Origin of the sequence: Agrobacterium burrii, assembly GCF_017313405.1 — a bacterium.
Classification (GTDB): Bacteria; Pseudomonadota; Alphaproteobacteria; order Rhizobiales; family Rhizobiaceae; genus Agrobacterium; species Agrobacterium burrii.
Genome location: NZ_JAFLNA010000016.1, coordinates 67,816 through 88,177, shown reverse-complemented (window position 1 = coordinate 88,177; position 20,362 = coordinate 67,816). Strand labels below are relative to the sequence as shown.

The following is a 20,362-nucleotide window of genomic DNA, read 5'->3' as shown; positions in this document are numbered from 1 at the left end:
TTTCAATGCTTGCCGGCTGCGTTGCCCGCGCCAAAGCGTATTTCGAGAATGGTTTTGAGAACGAGCGTCACCAGTGCCAGACCGGCCAGCAGCGTCGCCACCGCAAAGGCCGCGCCCATATTGTACTCATTATAGAGTATCTCCACATGCAGCGGCATGGTGTTGGTCTCGCCGCGAATATGGCCCGATACCACAGAGACGGCGCCGAACTCGCCCATGGCGCGGGCGTTGCAGAGCAGCACCCCGTAAAGCAGGCCCCATTTCACGTTCGGCAGCGTGACATACCAGAAGGTCTGCCAGCCGGTTGCCCCGAGCGAAATCGCCGCCTCTTCGTCGCCATTGCCCTGTTCCTGCATTAGCGGGATCAATTCACGCGCCACGAAAGGAAAGGTGACGAAGATGGTGGCGAGCACGATGCCCGGAACGGCGAAGAGGATTTCGATGCCGTAACTCTTCAACCATGGCCCGAGCACGCTGTGGGCGGAAAACAGGATGACATAGACCAGACCTGAAATGACCGGCGAGATCGAGAATGGCAGGTCGATCAGCGTTATCAGGAACGCCTTGCCCTTGAACTCGAATTTGGCGATAGCCCAGGCGGCAGCAACCCCGAAGACCACATTGAGCGGCACCGAAATGGCGGCGACAAGCAGCGTCAGGCGAATGGCCGACAGCGCATCCGGCTCGACGATGGCTTCCCAAAAGGCGTAGCCGCCTTTGCGGAAGGCTTCGAAGAACACCGAGACGAGCGGCAGCACCAGGAAGGCCGCCAGGAACAGGAAGGCGATGGCGATCAGCGCCAGCCGGGCGGGAAAGCTTTCGCTGGCGGGATCGCGGAACGGCCGGGGCGCGGTGCGGGAAGCGGTCTCAGACATAACCGTACCTCTTGCGGCTCCAGGCCTGAATGAGATTGATGAGGAACAGCATGGCGAAGGAAATGATCAGCATGATGGTGGCGATGCCGGTGGCGGCCGCATAGTTGAACTCCTCCAGCCGGATGACGATGAGAAGCGGCGCGATTTCTGACACGTAGGGGATATTGCCGGCGATGAAGATGACCGAGCCGTATTCGCCAACGCCGCGTGCGAAAGCCAGCGCAAAACCGGTGAGGATGGCGGGTGTGAGGCTTGGCAGCAGAACGCGGGTGATGGTCTGGAAACGGTTGGCGCCAAGCGTCGCCGCCACTTCCTCCACCTGCCGGTCGATCTCCTCCATGACCGGCTGCACCGTGCGGACCACGAAGGGCAGGCCGATGAAGATCAGCGCGATGACGATGCCGGTCGGCGTAAACGCGATCTTGATGCCGAAGGGTTCGAACAGCGAGCCGACCCAGCCGCGATTGGCATAAAGCGTGGTGAGCGCGATACCGGCCACCGCCGTTGGCAGGGCAAAGGGCAGATCGACAATGGCATCAACGAAGCGGCGGCCGGGGAAACGGTACCGTGTCAGAACCCAGGCGACGATGACGCCGAAAACGGCGTTGACCAGCGCGGCGATGAAGGCCGTGCCGAAACTGACGCGCAGCGCATTCAGCGTGCGGCTATCGGTGGCAATCGCGATAAAATCTGCAAAACCAAGTTTCGCCGTGGACCAGACAAGGCCGCCGAGCGGAATAAGAATGATGAGAAACAGATAGGTGACGGTGTAACCGAATGTCAGGCCGAAGCCGGGTATGACACTCGACTGCCGCCACTTCCACCTGTTTCCGGATGTATTATTGCTCATCAAGGCTCCGGATAATCTTTGTTTGGCGCATTTCCGGACAGGAAACCGGGGTCCACTTTTCCTGGAAATGCTCTCTGGGAGCCGGAGTTCCCCGGCGTTTATTATAAAGTATCGACCGGCACGGTGTCCGGTCGATCAGGCTTTTGTTTATCTTGTCCCGGTGGACGGGGTGATCTCTTGTCACCCTATCATCCGCTTACTTCGCGGGCTTGTAAATCTGGTCGAAGATGCCGCCATCGCCAAAATGTTCCGGCTGCGCCTTGGCCCAACCGCCGAAGATCGGGTCGTCGATGGTGACGAGCTTGATGTCGGGCAGCTGCTTCAGCAGGTCCTTGGAGACAACGGCCGGGTTGGACGGACGGTAGAAGTGTTTGGCCGCAATATTCTGGCCTTCGTCGGAATAGAGATATTGCAGATAGGCTTCCGCCGCCTTGCGGGTGCCCTTGGCATCGACATTCGCATCCACAACGGCAACCGGCGGTTCGGCAAGGATCGAGATCGGTGGCACGACGATATCGAAGGCGTCAGCGCCGAATTCCTGACCGGCGAGATAGGCTTCGTTTTCCCAAGCCAGCAGCACGTCGCCGATCTGGCGCTGTGCGAAAGTGACCGTGGAGCCGCGGGCGCCGGTATCGAGAACCGGGGCGCGCTTGTAGAGATCGCCGACATAGGCCTTGATCTTGTCCTGATCGCCCTTGAACTCTTCATTCGCCCATGCCCAGGCGGCAAGATAGTTCCAGCGTGCACCGCCTGATGTCTTGGGGTTCGGCGTGACGATCTGGATGTCGCCCTTCACCAGATCGCCCCAATTATGGATGCCTTTCGGATTGCCCTTGCGCACCAGGAAAACGATGGTGGAGGTGTAAGGCGAGGAATTGTGCGGCAGGCGGGTGCGCCAGTCCTTGTTGATCTTGCCGGAATTCTGGACGATGGCGTCGATGTCGCTCTGCAGCGCCAGCGTCACCACATCCGCTTCCAGACCGTCGATGACCGAGCGCGCCTGCTTGCCGGAGCCGCCATGCGACTGCTGGATGGTGACATCCTCACCGGTATCGGCCTTCCACTTCTTGGCAAAGGCCTCGTTGAAATCCTTGTAGAGCTCGCGGGTCGGATCGTAGGACACATTGAGCAGCTTGGTCTGCGCGAACGCCGTGCCAACGCCCCCCAAAGCCAGTGAAAGGCCGAGAGCGGCAACGCTCAAACCGGACAGAAGCTTAGACATCGGTATTCCCTCCTGTGAAGATGGCTTAACTCTACCGGTTGAGTAGAGTTGGTCAATGAGGCCGAATACGATCGAAAAAGTGTTTCCCTTGAGCGTTTCTCCGGGCAACAAATACAGCGCAGCATAAGCGAAAGGCGCAACAAGCGTCGTGTAAAACTTTGCTGAATGCAAAACCGTTTCACATTTTTGCCGATTTTTTGCGCTGACGGCGAAAAATATTATGGGGTTTTAGACGATTTTTTCGTTTGAGGGACGCAGAAGGGCGACAGCTAAGGGCTCTGCCGCCTGTTTCGTTGTTTGAGCATTCACCACTGCGAAACTCGTGTCACAAGTTGCAGGACCATGTGCCGACAGGCCGGTATGCCCTCTCCCCCGGTCATCCTCGGGCTTGACCCGAGGATCCACAACCCAGTCTGACCATGGATCCTCGGGTCAAGCCCGAGGATGACGGTGGAGTTCGTGGGTGGAGGTCGTGGATGGTGTGGTGCTAGGCCGTCAAAAGCTCGGGCACTTCGACACCCGCCACCGCATCGGCGATGGTGGTATTGAAAAGGATGTTGCGGGTGGCATCAGCCACGCGGGCAAAGACGTGGCGGATCTCGCACTGCTTCTCGCCGTCGCAATCCTCGCAGCGGCGATAGGCGGTCTGCGACAGGCAAGGCAAGGGGGCGAGCGGCCCGTCGATGAGGCGCAGCACCTCGCCGAAGGTGATGTCGGAGGCCGGGCGCGCCAGAAGATACCCCCCCTGCTTGCCGCGCCGGCTTTCAACGATGCGTTCCTTCTTCATTTCGAGAAGTATCTGTTCGAGGAATTTTTTCGGAATGGCCTGTTCGCGGGCAATGTCGGAAATCTGCACGGGACAGCCGCCGTCGGCCTTGGCCAGCGAAAGGAGCGCCCTTAGCGCATATTTTGCCTTCTGCGAAATCATCGTAAAACCAGTAGATCACAAGCCTGGTAACCCGGCAATTCCGGCTTAGCGCAGAAGTTGTCACAATTCAAATCCAGGCTGCAAAGAAGGTGAACGGGTATCTTTTGCTCAGACTATGCGCGCGAGAGGCATTTTTGCTCTCAAGTGCAGCGCACAAGCACTGTCATTTCTGTTCCAAAGGCCGGATTTCAACAATAATCGGCCATGGAAATCCCGGACGTGACAATGACCATCAATTCAGCAAATGTTTCTGCCGATACCGCATCCCTCGACGCCACGCTGGCCGGGCTCGACCTTGCGGGACGTCTCGCCTTCGTCGCCGGCCTTGGTGGCCGTGCGGTTTTCACCACCAGTCTCGGCATCGAGGATCAGGTCATCACGGCGGCCATCGGCACGCATCGCCTGCCGATCGACGTCGTGACGCTGGAAACAGGCCGTCTGTTCAAGGAAACCGTCGATCTCATCGATGAGACCGAGGAGCGTTTCGGCATCGAAATCCGCCGCTTCCGGCCCGAGCAGGACGATATCGACGCTTATGCGGAAAAATACGGTCTCAACGGCTTTTACGAAAGCGTCGAAGCCCGCCACGCCTGCTGTCATGTCAGAAAGCTGATCCCGCTCGGCAAATCGCTGGAGGGAGCCGCTTTCTGGATCACCGGCCTTCGTCGCGGCCAGTCGGGCAATCGCGCCACGACGCCGTTTGCCGAATTCGACGCCGAGCGCAATCTCATCAAGATCAATCCTTTGGCGGACTGGGATATCGACCTTATTCGGACGCATGTCGCCAAGGAAAACATTCCCGTCAATCCGTTGCATGCGCGTGGTTACCCCTCCATCGGCTGCGAGCCGTGTACGCGCGCCATCAAACCCGGTGAGCCTGAGCGCGCCGGACGATGGTGGTGGGAAAACGACGAGAAGCGCGAATGCGGTCTTCACGTCGCCGGTGCGGAGCAGACCTCCGCCATTTCCGCCATCCCGCAACGATAATCACTGAGTAAATCTCCCGGAGTTCACAATGTCCAACGCAGTCCACGAGACGGACAGCAAGAATACTGTCGCATCCAAGCCGCCGCTCGATCCCCATCTGAAGGCGCTTGAAAACGAAGCTATTCATATTTTCCGCGAAGTCGCCGCCGAATTCGATAATCCAGTGATGCTCTATTCCATCGGCAAGGATTCATCCGTGCTGCTGCACCTGGCGCGCAAGGCTTTCTTCCCCGGCCGCATTCCCTTCCCGCTGCTGCACGTCAATACCGGCTGGAAGTTCAAGGAAATGATCGAATTCCGCGACAATATCGTTAGGGAATATGATCTCGACCTGATTTCCTACACCAACCCGCGCGGCGAGAGCGAAAACGTCACGCCCTTCTCGCATGGATCGGCGCTTTACACCGACATCATGAAGACGGAAGCACTGCGCCAGGCGCTGGATGCCGGCCAGTTCGACGCAGCCTTCGGTGGCGCGCGTCGCGACGAAGAGGCGAGCCGCGCCAAGGAGCGCATCTATTCCTTCCGCTCCCCCGACCATAAATGGGACCCGCGCAACCAGCGCCCGGAACTGTGGAACATCTATAACGGCATGGTCCGCAAGGGCGAAAGCGTGCGCGCCTTCCCGCTCTCCAACTGGACCGAGGTCGATATCTGGCGCTACATCGAGGCGGAAAACATTCCGCTGGTGCCGCTCTATTATGCCGCCCAGCGTCCTTATGTGGAACGCGACGGCATGATGATCCTTGCCGAGGACGAGCGTCTGGAACTGTTGCCCGGCGAAGAAATCCAGCACGGCTCGATCCGCTTCCGCACGCTCGGCTGCTTCCCGCTGACCGGCGCGATCCGTTCCGAGGCGGCGACGCTTCAGGACGTGATCGCCGAGCTGGAAATCGCCACCGTTTCCGAACGGCAGGGCCGCGCCATTGACCGCGACCAGTCCGGTTCGATGGAGAAGAAGAAGCGCGAGGGGTATTTCTAGTGAGTGCCGCCATCGCCAACACCCCCTCCTCCGCCACCATTCTGCCTTTTGCCGAACATTCGAAGGCGACGCGCGATACGCGTCCGCTTCGCCTCATCACCTGCGGCAGCGTCGATGACGGCAAATCCACCCTGATCGGCCGTCTCCTCTGGGATACGAAAGCCGTCAAGGAAGATCAGGCCGCCACGCTGCACCGCGACAGCGGCAAGCAGAACGATCTCGGCCTGCCCGATTTCGCGCTGCTGCTCGACGGTTTGCAGGCGGAGCGCGAGCAGGGCATCACCATCGATGTCGCCTATCGTTATTTCGCCACCGACCGGCGTGCCTTCATCGTGGCCGACACCCCCGGCCACGAGCAATATACCCGCAATATGGCGACCGGCGCTTCCACGGCCGATCTGGCCGTGCTGCTGGTGGATGCCCGCACCGGCATTCTGGAACAGACCCGTCGCCACGCCACCATTGCGGCGCTGATGGGCATCCGGCAATTCGTGCTGGCGATCAACAAGATCGACCTGACGAATTACGACAAGGCCGGTTTCGAGCTGATCGCCCATGAGTTCCGCGAATTCGCGTCCAATCTCGGCATCAAGCAGATCACCGCCATTCCGATGTCGGCGCTGAAGGGCGAAAACGTCGTGTTGTCCGGCAAGGCCGCCATGCCGTGGTATGAAGGCCCGACGCTGGTCGAAACGCTGGAACTGGCAACGGTTCGCTCGGCGCAATCGGGCGGCTTCCGCTTCCCCGTGCAGCGTGTGTCTCGTCCCGGCGAAAGTTTTCGCGGTTATCAGGGCACGGTTGCCGGCGGCTCGGTGAAGCCCGGCGACAGCGTCGTGGTTTTGCCTTCCGGCATGGTCGCCAATGTCAAGCAGATCGTCACTTTCGATCTGGTACGCAACGCCACCGTGGCCGGTGACGCCATCACGCTCGTGCTCGACCGTCAGGTGGATGTGTCGCGCGGCGACATGATCGTCTCCATCGAGGCGCAGCCACAGACGGGGCTTGCCTTCGACGCGCAGATCGTGGCTTTGCAGCCCGGCGGCATTGAGGCCGGAAAGCGCTATTGGCTGAAAAGCGGCAGCCGCCGCCAGCGTGTCAGCGTGCAGCCGATCAGCCAGCTGAACCTCAAGGAAGGCGAATGGCAGGCGCATGAGACGTCGCTTTCCATGAACGCCATCGGCAAGGTGCGGCTCTCCTTTGATGAGACGGCGATTTTCGATGCCTATGAACAAAACCGGGCGACCGGCTCCTTCATCCTGATCGACCCCGACACCAACAACACGGTTGCGGGCGGCATGATCACCAGCAAGCGCAGCGTTGGCGCGGCGGAAGAAAAGGGTGACCGGGTCATTCTGTCCCTGCCCGCCGATCTTGCGGAAAAGCTGCTGGCAAGCGAGTTGCTGGCCAGACACCGCGACGAGATCGACATTCGCCGCACTGACGTGGCGACCGCCTCAAGGCTGATCAGCGATCTGGACTGAGAAAGTTTGCGATACAAACAAAAAGGCGACCGCAAAACGGTCGCCTTTTTTCGTTGCGGGCCATTGGTGTGAAGCGCCGCTTAAAACACGAACATATAAAGCAGAATGATCACGACGACCGGAACGCCCATAGCCCACAGTGCAATACCCTTCAGCATATTATCCTCCATCGTTGTTGTGAATGGATAACGGCTGAAGCGCGGTTGCGTTCCCTGTGGCTGAGCCGACATTGGCTTCATCGCAGTTGATAACGGCAAATGCATCAGGTTTGCGAAGGCGGGAAAAACCGAGAAGATGGCTCGCCATGGTACCCCGCCACATCGGCGCTGGAGCCTGCGCCGTCACCCATCGCGCAGCCACGACCTTGTCCTCAGGGAAACCCGTGGAACCGCGTTCAGGCCCGGTTAATGGCCGACACGTCACTCTCTCAACCATGGAACTACGAACTCCAGCGCACGTTGGGGTTCGTCATTGGGAGATGAAGATCATGAAAATTTTGACTGCAGCGATCTGTCTGGTTTCGGTCGGCATCCTGAGCGGCTGTGTTGACGACAGAGGATACCGGAGCGGCGGATACTATACGACCGGCGTGTATTACCGCACCTATGACCGCGATCGCCACTACCGTGATTATGATCGTCGCGACTGGCGCGACCGGAGGGATTGGCGTGATCGCCGCGACTGGCGTGGTGACCACCGCTACCGCTGATAATGGTCGACTGGATTAGTCCTATTGCCTCTTACCGGCGTCCGGCCGTTGTTTGCATTTCTCATTCTCGCACTGACGAGAATGAGAAATGCTTGTGCAGTCGCAAATCGACGGAACAACCGTGCGTCGATTCCGAACAGTCGTCGACTGCATACTAGCCGACCGGGGGGCTCAGACGTCGGTTCGGCACGAGACTTTGATTCAGGGATTTTCAGGAAATATCGGGATCAGTTGCAAGCCATCGTAAATACAAGGCTTCAAGCTGGTCGGAGTGAGAGGATTCGAACCTCCGACCCCGTCGTCCCGAACGACGTGCGCTACCAGACTGCGCTACACTCCGTGACCAGCGGCGCTTCTATAGACCAGCCTCCGGCATTCGACAAGCGGCTTATTGCATTTTTTATGACAAGTTTCCTCCCCACAGCGAGGCCGTCTCGCCAACCGCTTGCGGCAAAGGGCGCAGGGCTGAAAAACGTTACAAAAAAGCAATTGTGGCAGGAAATTTTCGTCAAGCCGCATACCTCCCCTGCCCGTCGCCGCCAAATCTGCTAGGGGAACGGAATGACCGGCGGGAAGCCGGACACGGCACAAAGGACATTTCACCATGCTATTTCGCAGCGTAACGCTCGCAGGGCTCGCCATTGCGCTCTCCGCCTGCACGACATCGGAAGGCTCCGTGCCTTCCTTCACCCAGAAGAGCCCCGTTGAAACGCGGTGGGTCGGTCAGTCGGCAGGTATTTTCTTCGCGAAATTCGGCCCGCCGCTGAGCGACACGGAATCCGGCAGCTCGACCGTCTATAACTGGCGCGGCGGTTACAAGAAGGCCACCGTTCCGGCCAGGTTCGAAGAAGGCAAGGACGGCAAGAAGGGTCGCCAGATTTCGCCCGCCCGCACCGCCTCGCTCTCCTGCACGGTGCAGCTGGTCGTCTCCAGCAATTATACGATCACCTCCGTGCGCACGGTCTCCGACCGCCCCGGCGTCAATGGCCCCAGCTACTGCGCGGAATTCCTCGCCGCGAACTGAATTTTCGGCCAGAAAATCGGAACAGAAAGGCTCGCACAACCGGCGGGCCTTTTCACTTTTTCGGGATTATTGCCATTTTTCTGCAAAAAATTTTAGCCGAAACGGCTCGGTCCGCCTGATGATGCCCTGCAAGGGCTGGATTGCGAGGCTTTGCGCGATATCCGGCTCACAAGACCCTTTCAACCGTTTTAAAGCACCGCCTAATCTTCGCGATCCTGAAAAATGACAACCCGCAAAACCGCGAAATTCGCCGTTGCGACCTTATGTCCCGGCAAAACCCCGGCGAAAGCGCTTGAACTGGAGTGAATAAGTCCGGGTTGTGCCGCTTTGCGCTTTGCTGTAACGGGGCGGCTGGGAGGAGTGTTTTTAACACAAAACAAGAATCAGGTATGGCCGTGACTCCCATCGATCAAGACAAATCCCAGCTCACTGATCTCTCCCAGGACACTTCCCTTTCCCACGCTTTTCCAATGAACCGCCGTCAGGTTCTGGGCGGCGCGCTTGCCGGGATTGCCGCAGCGGCGCTGCCCTCCTCTCCGCTTCTCGCCAACACGACCGCCAAGAAGGTCGATGTGCTTCTGATCGGCGGCGGCATCATGAGCGCGACACTCGGTGTGTGGCTACGCGAACTGGAGCCCACATGGTCGATGCAGATGCTCGAGCGGCTGGATGGCGTGGCGCTTGAAAGCTCCAACGGCTGGAACAATGCCGGCACCGGCCACTCCGCGCTTGCCGAACTCAACTACACGCCGGAAGACGACAACGGCAACATCAAGATCGGCCAAGCGGTCAACATCAACGAATCCTTCCAGATTTCCCGGCAGTTCTGGGCCTGGCAGGTGCGCAACGGCGTGTTGAAGAACCCGCGCTCCTTCATCAACCACACGCCGCATATGAGCTTCGTCTGGGGCGATGAGAACATCGCCTACCTGGAAAAGCGCTACGAGGCGCTCAAAGCCAGCCCGCTTTTCGCCGGCATGGAATATTCCAGCGACCCCGAGCAGCTGAAGAAATGGGTGCCGCTGATGATGGAAGGCCGTGATCCTTCCCAGAAGATCGGCGCGACGTGGTCGCCGCTCGGTACCGACATGGAATTCGGCGAAATCACCCGCCAGTTCGTGTCGCATCTGCAAAGCGACCAGAATTTCGACCTGCAGGTCAATAGCGAGGTTTCCGACATTCAGCGCAATGCCGATGGCAGCTGGCGCGTGACCTACACCAATACGAAGACCGATGCCGAACAGGTGGTGGATGCTAAATTCGTGTTCATTGGCGCCGGCGGCGGCGCGCTGCATCTGCTGCAGATGTCCGGCATTCCGGAAGCCGATGATTATGCCGGCTTCCCGGTGGGCGGTTCGTTCCTCATCAACGACAATCCTGATGTGACGATGCAGCATCTGGCCAAGGCCTATGGCAAGGCCTCTGTCGGCTCGCCGCCCATGTCGGTTCCGCATCTCGACACCCGTGTGCTGGGCGGCAAGCGTGTCATCCTGTTTGGACCTTTCGCCACCTTCTCCACCAAGTTCCTGAAGGAAGGCTCCTATTTCGATCTCGTCTCCTCCGTCACAACAAGCAACGCCTGGCCGATGGTGCGCGTCGGCATCGATGAATATCCGCTGGTGGAATATCTCGCCGGCCAGCTGATGATGTCGGATGACGACCGCTTTGCCGCGCTGAAGGAATATTTCCCCAATGCCAAGCAGGGCGAATGGCGTCTGTGGCAGGCGGGCCAGCGCGTGCAGATCATCAAGCGCGACGAAGAAAAGGGCGGCGTGCTGCGGCTCGGCACCGAAGTCGTCTCCGCACAGGACGGCAGCATCGCCGGCCTGCTCGGCGCTTCGCCGGGTGCCTCCACCGCCGCCCCGATCATGCTCAGCGTCCTGGAAAAGGTCTTCAAGGACAAGGCGGCAACGCCGGAATGGCAGGCCAAGATCCGCCAGATCGTGCCGAGCTACGGCACCAAGCTGAATGACGACCCGGAAAAGGTGCGTGAGGAATGGGCCTACACCGCCGAACACCTGCAGCTGCCGACCCCTCCGCAGATCGATCTTGATGCGCTGAAGGGTGCCGGTGTGGCACCTGCGGGTGCGCCGGTGAAGAAGGTGCCGGATATCGCGCTTTAAGGCATCGTCGCGATTGTTAGATTAGACGCCGCGTGTCTTTGGATGCGCGGCGTTTTTGTTGATGCAGGCCTTTCTCCGCACTCAACGTCCTCCTTGGGCTTGACCCGAGAATCCATTAACTTCAACGGATCGTGGACCTCGGGTCAAGCCCGAGGAGGGCGGAGGACAGGTTTTCGCGCTTAACGTTATAGCAAGCTGGCCATCATCGGATATACCGCCACCGAAATATCTGGCCCCCAAACATACTCGGTGGTAATAATTCCTACCAGATGATGGAGATAGCCGTGGCCAACGTGGAAAAGATCAGCGTCTCGATGACGCCCCAGCACGCCGAAATCTTGCGTGATGCCGTGGAAAGCGGCGCTTATGCCAGCAGCAGCGAAGTCATCCGTGAAGCGATGCGAGACTGGTCTGCAAAATGGCTCCAGCGACGCGACGACATCGCCAAGCTGCGCGCGTTGTGGGCTGAGGGCAAAGCCAGTGGCAGTTCAACCGAAGTGGATTTTGACGAGGCGCTGAATGAAGCGCGTGCAGAACTGGCTTCGTTGAAAAATCGTGACCATTAAGCTTGTCTGGACACCCCGCGCACGCGGCGATGTGAAGAAAATCTATCTCGATATTGGCAAATCACAGCCTCTTGCCGCAGAGCGGTATTTCGCTCGGTTCCGCGCCAAGGCGGTGAGTCTGGTCGACCATCCCCATCTTGGCGAACGCCATCCGGAAATTTTTCCGTCTGCCCGTATGCTCGTCGAAGCACCTTATGTCATTCTCTACGAAACCGTGCCGGATACCGATGACGGCGAAATATATTCCGTGGAAATCGTTCGCGTGATCGATGGTCGCCGAGACCTGCGAACATTGTTCTGACTTTGGAATGGATGGCTGGGGCGCCAGGATTCGAACCTGGGAATGCCGGTACCAAAAACCGGTGCCTTACCGCTTGGCGACGCCCCAACAGGGCAGCGAAAGCGAAACGCTGCTGCCTGAACCGCGCCTGATTAGCAAAGCCTGCCCGGCGCGGCAATGACCCGGCGACCAATTTTTTCACAAAACCCAAGCTTTTTGGATGCTGCGCCGCAGACGGCATGATAGGGCTTGGCGATTGTGCGGCGGGCGCCGTCGGCACTGGCGGCATGGCATTCATTCAGGAGGTCTTGATGGCGGACCCGGCATTCGATCTCGATTTCAAGCCGGCCTATGGCGAGGCGGTTCCTGTCGCCCCGCTGATCCAGCGCCTCACCGTCAACAATCCTTCCGCCTTTACCTTCCATGGCACCAATTCCTATATCGTCGGCGACCGTTCCGTCGCCGTCATCGATCCCGGCCCGGAGGATGAGGCGCATTTTCAGGCGCTGATGACGGCGCTTGACGGCCGCGAGGTGACCCACATCTTCGTCAGCCACACCCATCGCGATCACTCGCCGCTTGCCCGGCGGTTGAAGGAAGCCACGGGGGCGACAACGGTGGCGGAAGGTCCGCACCGCGCCGCCCGGCCGCTCTATGCGGGTGAAACCAACCCATTTGCCGAAAGCTCCGATATGGCTTTCGTGCCTGATATTGCGCTTGGCGACGGGCAGAGCCTTTCCGGCGATGGCTGGACGCTGACTGCCCTGCACACGCCGGGCCACACCGCCAACCACGCCGCCTTTGCGCTTGATGGCAGCGGCATCGTCTTTTCCGCCGATCATGTCATGGCCTGGGCCACCACCATCGTCGCACCGCCGGATGGAGCGATGAGCGACTACATGGCCTCGCTGGAACGGCTGCTGACACGCGACGACCGGCTGTTCCTGCCCGGCCATGGCGGGCCGGTCACCGACCCCGCGGCCTTCATGCGCGGGCTGCGCGCCCACCGCCGCATGCGGGAAAAGGCGGTGCTAAAGCGTATCCGCGAGGGTGACCGGTCGATCGCCGAGATGGTGAAGGTGATCTATGCCAGCACCGACAAGCGCCTGCATGGGGCGGCCGCACTGTCCGTGCTGGCGCATATCGAAGATTTGATCGAGAAGGGCGAGGTACAGACCGAGGGTGCGCCTTCGCTGCTGGGCGAATATTTTCCGGCTTAACGGATATTTCTGGCGATCGACATCAAGGCTTGCTCTGGCCTCGCCACCCGCTCACCCATTGATGGGGGCGAGCGGAAGCCGCTTGTTTCTTCTCCCCGCCGGGGAGAAGGTCGCGGCAGCGGGATGAGGGGGCAAGGGTGGTGAGATACGGCAACGTTGCCCCCTCATCCGACCCTTCGGGCCACCTTCTCCCCGGCGGGGAGAAGAAACAAGCGGCGACGCCACTGCCACACAATCAAGACGACCCGCAGCACCTCTGCTTCATTCACCCAAAACGTCTCAGTTGTCGTTCAACCCCTGCATTTCCGCATCCAGCGCATCGAGATAGGCCTCCGCGATCGCAGCCCCCATGCCGAGATCGTGCGGGGCGTAACGAGAGGCCACGCGGATATCGACGATGGTAGTTTCCGCCTCTTCCTTGAGGCGGATGAGGATATCGAAACGCAGGCCCCAGATGCGGGTGCGCGTTTCGCCCTGCATAAGCACCACGCCGCTGCCGTTAAAAAAGGTGGGCTGCGGCGCCTCGGCCGGGCGGGCCATGGGCACAGGCACGATGGAGGGCAGGTCTTCCACCGGCCCCTCTTCGCCGGGCGGCGTCTTGTCCTGTTCGGGAACGCCGACGGAGGGCGGCTCCACCGCACCGATGACACCTCTGGTATGGGTGATGCGGATATTCTGGGCGGCGGCCATCTTCTTGGCAGCGGCATAGATACGGTCTATCGCGCCTTCATAACGGCGGCCGGCAAGGCTGGCATAAGCAATCGCCTGCGCGTCCCGGTCTTCCTTTGCCACCACGGTGGGCCTTGCCAGCCATTGCTGGTTCGCCGCCGGTGCCACCAGCCATTCCGGCACGTCGGTCAGATCCGTGGAGATATCGTAAATCTTCGGCTGCTGCCAATAAAGATATGCGCCGTAACCGACCACACCGAGCGGCAGGGCCGATAGAAGCAGGGCGGCAAGCGCCGAAAGCCCGCCCCGCGCGCCCTTTGTCCACAGCCGCTCAAGGCCGATCAGCGCCAGAAGCACCGCCGTGAGCGCGATGCCGGCGGCAATCATCAGCAACCCCACAAGGTCAGGCGTCGTCAGTGGCCCGAAACGGTGGATACCGGCGGCAATCAGAAATAGCGCCAGCGCCACTAGCCCGAGATAGCGGGAAAGATAGGCTGCAACCGAAAAAGGCCGGACGAAACGCACAGTCATGGAAGCGGATATCCGTAAGATCGCATTGGCGTAAAAGCGTTGCACCCGAAATCTGGCAAGGGAATCACCTGCATATGATGTCATAGACCGGATTTGCGGCGAGGAAAACAAAGGAGGGAGCCGATCTGCGGGTAAAGCGTGCTCACAACCTCCGAAGATCTCTCTTCCGTGATGCCGGACATGATCCACTGCTGTCCGGTTTAAATTTCCGGGCAGGATGCAGTCCCCTGCAATGAGTGCGAATTCTCTCGACGTCATCCTCGGCCCTGTGCCGAGGATCTAATCACGTTGAATAAAATCAATACGTTGCAGATCCTGGGGACACGCCCGAGGATGACGATGACTGAGTGGCATGCCCGGCCTTACCATCTAACGACGCTGATCTTCTTTCGTGTCCAGTTCGAGACGGTGCGGCCAAAAATATAATAGAAGCCACGACCTGTGCCTTCTTCGAAAATTTAATCCGGACAGTAGTGGACATGGTCTGGGGGTACGCACACTCCTGCCAAATGCAGACGCTCTCCGGGCCTCCGGTATCGCTCCGACGGGCCGAGAGGCCACGGCAACAAGAAATCGGAATATTTTTCCGCATGAGTGGCGCTTAGGAGAATAATTCCCCGACAATGCAACAAATACGCAAGCTCATCCCTTAATTGCTGAGGAAATCGGCGTATCCTCGGCGACCTCCCTCGAGAATGCGTGTAAAAAGTGCAACATTCTCGTTTTCTTGCACAATAAAGAGACAAGCCATGTCACAGGCAACGACGCCCGCCCGCTCATCCGGGCCTAAACCCTTTTATCGCAATTTCGGCTTTCAGGTTCTGAGCGCCATGGTCATCGGCCTGCTGCTCGGGCTCGTTGCGCGCAACATCGGTCCCGATGCCGCCGGCAGCCCGAATGGGCTTTCGGTAACGCTGCAGACCATCGGCAGCATTTTCGTGCAGCTGCTGCGCGCGCTGGTACCGCCGCTGATCTTCACGGCCATCGTCGCTTCCATCGCCAATCTCAAGAACCTTTCCAATGCGGCAAAGCTGGTATGGCAGACGCTCTTGTGGTTCGCCATCACGGCGCTCATCGCCGTGGTCATCGGCATCGTGCTCGGCCTCGTCATTCAGCCGGGTGTCAACACGGCGATTGCCAATACGGCAGCGGCAGCCCCCTCCTCCACCGGTTCGTGGCTGGACTTCCTCAAGGGCTTGGTTCCTGCCAACGTCTTCGGCCTTGAAGCGTCTACCAAAATCAATAACGGTTCCGGCAGCACTTCGCTGAACTTCAACGTTCTGCAGCTGCTCGTGGTATCGATTGCCTTTGGCGTTGCGGCGCTGAAAGCAGGCAAGGCGGCGGAGCCGTTCCTCGCTTTCAACCAGTCGCTGCTCGCCATCGTGCGTAAAATCCTGTGGTGGGTCATCCGCCTCACCCCCATCGGCACCATCGGCCTGCTTGGCCGCGCGGTTGACCAATATGGCTGGACGACGCTGTCGCAGCTCGGCTGGTATGCTGCGGCCGTCTATATCGGTCTCGCGCTGGTGCTCTTCTTGGTTTATCCGGCGTTGCTGATCGCCCATGGCCTGAAGCCGTCACGCTTCTTTGCGGGCGCTTGGCCGGCCATCCAGCTTGCTTTCGTGTCGCGCTCCTCCATCGGCACCCTGCCCGTCACCGAGACCGTGACGGAAAAGAGCCTCGGCGTGCCGCGCGAATATGCCGCCTTCGCCGTGCCGCTGGGCGCCACCACCAAGATGGACGGTTGCGCCGCCATCTACCCGGCGATTTCGGCGATCTTCATCGCACAGTTCTTCCAGGTCCCGCTCGGCATTCAGGAATATGTGCTGATTGTTTTCGTCTCGGTGCTCGGTTCGGCTGCAACAGCGGGTCTCACAGGTGCTGTGGTAATGCTGACGCTGACGCTTTCCACGCTCGGACTGCCGCTCGAAGGCGTGGGCCTGCTGCTTGCCATCGACCCGATCCTCGACATGGGCCGCACGGCGGTCAACGTCGCCGGTCAGGCTCTGGTGCCGACGCTTGTTGCCAAGCGTGAGGGCATTCTGGATGAAGCTGTTTATAACAACGCCAAGGACATCGACGCGCTCGATGACCGGGAGGTAGCCCCGGCCTGATTGCTATAATCTGGGGGTCGGCTCCGCGGAGAGCGGAAATGACCCCCGAAGACCTTTTCCGCTGCTCCAAACAGCACTAGGCTTGGGAATGCGATTTCACTACCAGTGATATGATACTTGCGGGCGGCGTCATTCCAATGACAACGCATATTTCAGCGGAACCCGTGCACATGACGAAACGTAACTGGATCTATGTTGGTCTGCTGGTCTTCATATCCCTTGGGCTTCTCATCGACGCGGCTATCTGGCCTGCCGGACCTCCAAGCTCCTTTACCGCAAATGATCTGGTGCAGATGGTTGGCATCCTCACGCTGTTTTCCTGGTGGCAAATAGAGGATGCCGCCAAAAAAGACTTTCAGCGCAGTTCCGCCGCCAAAGTGGCGACCATTCTGCTCGCTCCAGTTGGGCTCGCGATCTATCTTTATCAAACCCGCCCCTGGAAACGCGCCACGGTTGGCTTGATCGGGTTTATGGGTGGTCTCGTCTTTGTCGGCGTTCCTGCACTTCTGCTTGCCGACTGGCTTGTTGTGCAAGGTTTCTTCCCGCCTCCTTTCCTGCGCCATTCCTGACCTGCCGCAAGTTGGTTGGTTTCCTGCGGCGTCATTCGTCGCGCTGGAAGCAAGCCCGCCCACGCGGCCATCTGCCGCGCGCCTTCTCCAGCACAGGCGGAATGCAACTTTCCACCCCAACGCGGCTTTTCCCCGTATGAAAACAAGCGTATCAATCGCGGCAATAAAACAGCCGCCCGGTTACGCTTTTCAAGGGAGAAACAAGATGCGCGTTTCCATCGTCCTCGGTTCGCTTGCCGCCATGTTGGCGCTCACCGCCTGCCAGACGCTGACGCCGGAAGAGCGGCGGGCGCGGGATGAGGCGACGTGCCGGGGTTATGGTTTCCGCACCGGCACCGACCAGATGGCCGGATGCCTTCTCGACCTCGATCTCGACCGCCGTGCGGACAACCGCGCCTGGCAGGCGCAGATGAACCGCGACATGTTCTACCGGCCGGTCGTGGTCGAGCGTCAGATCATCGTCCGACAGAACCCCTGATGGGGATGAAGGCGACGTTGCTTGCCGCCTTGCCTTTGTCCGCCTTTGCCGCAAGCGTTGCCTGCGCGGCGGCTAGGCGGGCGATGGGCACGCGGAAGGGCGAGCAGGACACGTAGTCGAGATCCGCATCCTCGCAGAAATGGATCGAGGCCGGATCGCCGCCATGTTCGCCGCAAATGCCGAGCTTCAGTTCCGGCCGCGTCTGGCGGCCGCGCTCGGCGGCGATACGGATCAACTCCCCCACACCGTCGAAATCGAGCGAAATGAACGGGTCACGTTCGATGATGCCCTTGCGCTGATAGGTGTTGATGAAGCGCGCCGCATCGTCGCGGGAAATGCCGAAGGTCGTCTGCGTCAAATCGTTGGTGCCGAAGGAGAAGAACTCCGCGGCTTCCGCAATCACATGGGCACGAAGGGCCGCACGCGGCAGCTCGATCATGGTGCCGGTCAGATATTCGAGTTCCATGCCGGTCTCTTCCGCCACGGCGGCAGCGACGCGATCGATAACCTCGGTGACATAATCCAGCTCTGAGCGCAGGCCGACCAGCGGCACCATGATCTCAGGCACAACAGGCGCGCCGGTGATACGCGCCGCCTCAACGGCGGCTTCGAAAATGGCGCGCGCCTGCATTTCGGCGATCTCCGGATAGGAAATCGCCAGACGGCAGCCGCGATGGCCGAGCATGGGGTTAAATTCGTGCAGCGCATCCAGCCGCTGGCGAAACACCGTCTGCGGCATGCCCATGGCGGCCGCCACCTCGACGATCTCGCCATCGGTCTTCGGCAGGAATTCATGCAGCGGCGGGTCGAGCAGGCGGATCGTCACCGGCAGGCCGTGCATGATCTGGAACAGTTCGGTGAAATCCGAGCGCTGCATCGGCAAAAGCTGGTCGAGCGCCGCCCGCCTGCCCTTTTCGCTTTCGGCAAGGATCATTTCGCGCATCACATGGATGCGGTCGCCTTCGAAGAACATATGTTCGGTGCGGCACAGGCCAATGCCTTCGGCACCGAAGGCGCGGGCGGCGCGGGCGTCGGCAGGGGTGTCGGCATTGGTACGTACCGTCATGCGGCGCAGATTGTCAGCCCAGATCATCAGCTTACCGAAATCGCCTGACAGTTCCGGTTGCGTCATCGGCACTTCGCCCTTCAGCACACGGCCGGAAGAGCCATCGATGGTGATGATATCGCCGCGCTTGAGCATGCAGCCGACGCCGATCAGCACCTTGTTGCGCATATCGACGCGCATGGAACCGGCACCGGTGACACAGGGGATGCCCATGCCGCGCGCCACCACGGCGGCGTGGCTGGTCATGCCGCCGCGCGTCGTCAGAATGCCTTCGGCGGCATGCATGCCATGAATATCTTCCGGGCTGGTTTCGATGCGCACCAGAATGACGCGGCGGCCTTCAGCTTCTGCCGCAACAGCCTCTTCCGAGGTGAAGACGATCTCCCCCGTCGCCGCTCCCGGAGAGGCCGGCAGGCCGGAACCGATGATGGGGCGGGAAATGCCCGGATCAATTGTCGGGTGCAACAGCTGGTCGAGCGAGGACGGCTCGATGCGGCAAACGGCCTCCTCCTGCGAAATCAGCCCTGCTTCCACCATATCGACGGCGATCTTCATGGCGGCGCGGGTGGTGCGCTTGCCGGAACGGGTCTGCAGCATCCAGAGCGTGCCGCGCTCGATGGTGAATTCCAGATCCTGCATGTCGCGATAATGGTTTTCCAGCCGCTTGCAGATGGCCAGGAATTCAATGAACGCCTCCGGCATCAGCTTTTCCATGGAGGGCTTGTCGGAACCCGACGCCAGCCGCGCGGCCTCGGTGATCGACTGTGGCGTGCGGATGCCCGCGACCACGTCTTCACCCTGCGCATTGACGAGGAATTCACCGTAAAGCTCCGCCTCGCCGGTGGAAGGATTGCGGGTGAAGGCGACGCCGGTTGCCGAAGACGAGCCGAGATTGCCGAAGACCATGGCCTGAACGTTGACCGCCGTACCCCAGTCACCCGGAATATTGTGCAGATGCCGATAGGTCACGGCGCGGTGGTTGGTCCAGCTGGCGAAGACCGCGCCGATGGCGCCCCAGAGCTGAACGTGACAGTCCTGCGGGAAGGCTTCGCCCAGCTCATCCTCGATCAGCTTTTTATAAAGCTGGACGACGTGCTGCCATTCGACCGCCGACATATCGGTATCATATTCATGGCCAAGGCGGCCTTTTTCATCCTCGAGAATTTCCTCGAACAGTTCATGATCGAGGCCCATGACGACATCGGCATACATCTGGATGAAGCGGCGGTAGCTGTCCCAGGCAAAACGGGCGTCGCCGGCATCGTGGCCCAGCGCCTCGACGGTGCGGTCATTGAGACCGAGATTGAGAACGGTGTCCATCATGCCGGGCATGGAGGCGCGCGCGCCGGAGCGGACGGAGAGAAGCAGCGGCGACTGGCTGCCGCCGAAGGTCTTTCCAGTCACGCTTTCCATGCCGTGCAGGCCAGCCATGACCTGTAACTTCAGGTCTTCTGGAAGATCACGGCCGTTCTTGTGATAAAGGGCGCAGGCATCTGTAATGATGGTAAGGCCGGGGGGGACGGGTAGGCCGAGACTTGCCATTTCGGCAAGGTTCGCGCCCTTGCCGCCCAATATTGCAACGTCACCTGCCCTGCCTTCGGCGACACCATTGCCGAAGGTATAAACCCATTTTTTCATTCCACGCTCTCCACCCAGAAGCGTTGTCATTTTTCTATCATCTACAGCAT

General features: G+C 59.9%; 18 protein-coding genes and 2 tRNA genes. 12 read left to right on the top strand and 8 right to left on the bottom strand.

What is annotated here, in order from left to right:
• Nucleotides 1-2: 2 nt before the first annotated feature.
• From cysW to JZX89_RS24220, 4 genes are all read right to left on the bottom strand, one after another.
• The gene (gene cysW, locus JZX89_RS24235) at nucleotides 3-875 is read right to left on the bottom strand and encodes a sulfate ABC transporter permease subunit CysW (RefSeq protein ID WP_207135569.1); all 873 of its coding nucleotides are present in this window, start codon (nucleotides 873-875) and stop codon (nucleotides 3-5) included.
• Nucleotides 868-1,725 carry a sulfate ABC transporter permease subunit CysT gene (gene cysT, locus JZX89_RS24230; RefSeq protein ID WP_010971172.1) on the bottom strand — a complete coding sequence of 286 codons (858 nt, stop codon included), beginning with the start codon at nucleotides 1,723-1,725 and terminating at the stop codon, nucleotides 868-870. Before cysT ends, cysW begins: the two co-directional genes overlap by 8 nt.
• 196 nt (nucleotides 1,726-1,921) lie before the next feature.
• Nucleotides 1,922-2,947: a sulfate ABC transporter substrate-binding protein gene (locus JZX89_RS24225; RefSeq protein WP_149898773.1), complete on the bottom strand. Its 1,026-nt coding sequence runs from the start codon at nucleotides 2,945-2,947 to the stop codon at nucleotides 1,922-1,924.
• Nucleotides 2,948-3,434: 487 nt separating this feature from the next.
• Nucleotides 3,435-3,875 (bottom strand): RrF2 family transcriptional regulator, encoded by a 441-nt coding sequence (locus tag JZX89_RS24220; RefSeq protein ID WP_111781800.1) that lies wholly within the window; start codon nucleotides 3,873-3,875, stop codon nucleotides 3,435-3,437.
• A gap of 204 nt (nucleotides 3,876-4,079) precedes the next feature.
• Here JZX89_RS24220 and JZX89_RS24215 point away from each other — a divergent pair, with 204 nt between their 5' ends.
• The 4 genes from JZX89_RS24215 to JZX89_RS24200 all read left to right on the top strand — a co-directional run bounded on the left by JZX89_RS24215 (nucleotide 4,080) and on the right by JZX89_RS24200 (nucleotide 8,034).
• Nucleotides 4,080-4,862 (top strand): phosphoadenylyl-sulfate reductase, encoded by a 783-nt coding sequence (locus JZX89_RS24215; RefSeq protein WP_174372946.1) that lies wholly within the window; start codon nucleotides 4,080-4,082, stop codon nucleotides 4,860-4,862.
• 28 nt (nucleotides 4,863-4,890) lie between these two features.
• Complete coding sequence (gene cysD / locus JZX89_RS24210) at nucleotides 4,891-5,844, top strand: sulfate adenylyltransferase subunit CysD (protein ID WP_207135568.1); 954 nt, start codon at nucleotides 4,891-4,893, stop codon at nucleotides 5,842-5,844.
• Nucleotides 5,844-7,325 carry a sulfate adenylyltransferase subunit CysN gene (cysN, locus tag JZX89_RS24205; RefSeq protein ID WP_207135567.1) on the top strand — a complete coding sequence of 494 codons (1,482 nt, stop codon included), beginning with the start codon at nucleotides 5,844-5,846 and terminating at the stop codon, nucleotides 7,323-7,325. The genes cysD and cysN overlap by 1 nt, the downstream gene beginning before the upstream one ends.
• Before the next feature lie 487 nt (nucleotides 7,326-7,812).
• The gene (locus tag JZX89_RS24200) at nucleotides 7,813-8,034 is read left to right on the top strand and encodes a hypothetical protein (protein ID WP_142839283.1); all 222 of its coding nucleotides are present in this window, start codon (nucleotides 7,813-7,815) and stop codon (nucleotides 8,032-8,034) included.
• A 263-nt stretch (nucleotides 8,035-8,297) separates the two neighbouring features.
• Here JZX89_RS24200 and JZX89_RS24195 read toward each other — a convergent pair.
• Nucleotides 8,298-8,374: transfer RNA gene (locus JZX89_RS24195), tRNA-Pro, on the bottom strand.
• A 264-nt stretch (nucleotides 8,375-8,638) separates the two neighbouring features.
• On the opposite strand from JZX89_RS24195, the gene JZX89_RS24190 reads away from it, so the two are divergent.
• The 4 genes from JZX89_RS24190 to JZX89_RS24175 all read left to right on the top strand — a co-directional run bounded on the left by JZX89_RS24190 (nucleotide 8,639) and on the right by JZX89_RS24175 (nucleotide 12,048).
• Nucleotides 8,639-9,058, top strand: a complete 420-nt coding sequence (locus JZX89_RS24190; protein ID WP_153513326.1) for a hypothetical protein — start codon at nucleotides 8,639-8,641, stop codon at nucleotides 9,056-9,058.
• Nucleotides 9,059-9,447: 389 nt separating this feature from the next.
• Entirely contained in the window at nucleotides 9,448-11,181 is a 1,734-nt protein-coding gene (gene mqo / locus JZX89_RS24185; RefSeq protein ID WP_207135566.1) for a malate dehydrogenase (quinone), read from the top strand.
• 284 nt (nucleotides 11,182-11,465) lie between these two features.
• Nucleotides 11,466-11,747 (top strand): type II toxin-antitoxin system ParD family antitoxin, encoded by a 282-nt coding sequence (locus JZX89_RS24180; RefSeq protein WP_149898766.1) that lies wholly within the window; start codon nucleotides 11,466-11,468, stop codon nucleotides 11,745-11,747.
• Nucleotides 11,737-12,048 (top strand): type II toxin-antitoxin system RelE/ParE family toxin, encoded by a 312-nt coding sequence (locus JZX89_RS24175; RefSeq protein ID WP_174372951.1) that lies wholly within the window; start codon nucleotides 11,737-11,739, stop codon nucleotides 12,046-12,048. The genes JZX89_RS24180 and JZX89_RS24175 overlap by 11 nt, the downstream gene beginning before the upstream one ends.
• A 12-nt stretch (nucleotides 12,049-12,060) precedes the next feature.
• Here JZX89_RS24175 and JZX89_RS24170 read toward each other — a convergent pair.
• A tRNA-Gln gene (locus JZX89_RS24170) sits at nucleotides 12,061-12,135 on the bottom strand.
• 203 nt (nucleotides 12,136-12,338) lie between these two features.
• Between JZX89_RS24170 and JZX89_RS24165 the strand changes: the two genes are divergently transcribed.
• Complete coding sequence (locus JZX89_RS24165) at nucleotides 12,339-13,247, top strand: MBL fold metallo-hydrolase (RefSeq protein ID WP_207135565.1); 909 nt, start codon at nucleotides 12,339-12,341, stop codon at nucleotides 13,245-13,247.
• Between the two features lie 279 nt (nucleotides 13,248-13,526).
• Here the strand turns inward: JZX89_RS24165 and JZX89_RS24160 are convergent, their stop codons facing one another.
• Nucleotides 13,527-14,447: a DUF1499 domain-containing protein gene (locus JZX89_RS24160; RefSeq protein WP_207135564.1), complete on the bottom strand. Its 921-nt coding sequence runs from the start codon at nucleotides 14,445-14,447 to the stop codon at nucleotides 13,527-13,529.
• Between the two features lie 749 nt (nucleotides 14,448-15,196).
• Between JZX89_RS24160 and JZX89_RS24155 the strand changes: the two genes are divergently transcribed.
• The 3 genes from JZX89_RS24155 (at nucleotide 15,197) to JZX89_RS24145 (ending at nucleotide 17,608) form a co-directional block, all read left to right on the top strand.
• Nucleotides 15,197-16,561 (top strand): dicarboxylate/amino acid:cation symporter, encoded by a 1,365-nt coding sequence (locus JZX89_RS24155; protein WP_207135563.1) that lies wholly within the window; start codon nucleotides 15,197-15,199, stop codon nucleotides 16,559-16,561.
• 170 nt (nucleotides 16,562-16,731) lie between these two features.
• Nucleotides 16,732-17,130 (top strand): hypothetical protein, encoded by a 399-nt coding sequence (locus JZX89_RS24150; protein ID WP_207135562.1) that lies wholly within the window; start codon nucleotides 16,732-16,734, stop codon nucleotides 17,128-17,130.
• A 205-nt stretch (nucleotides 17,131-17,335) separates the two neighbouring features.
• Nucleotides 17,336-17,608 (top strand): hypothetical protein, encoded by a 273-nt coding sequence (locus JZX89_RS24145; protein ID WP_149898760.1) that lies wholly within the window; start codon nucleotides 17,336-17,338, stop codon nucleotides 17,606-17,608.
• Here the strand turns inward: JZX89_RS24145 and ppdK are convergent.
• Nucleotides 17,586-20,312 carry a pyruvate, phosphate dikinase gene (gene ppdK, locus JZX89_RS24140; protein WP_174372956.1) on the bottom strand — a complete coding sequence of 909 codons (2,727 nt, stop codon included), beginning with the start codon at nucleotides 20,310-20,312 and terminating at the stop codon, nucleotides 17,586-17,588. The genes JZX89_RS24145 and ppdK overlap by 23 nt on opposite strands.
• Nucleotides 20,313-20,362: the final 50 nt, after the last annotated feature.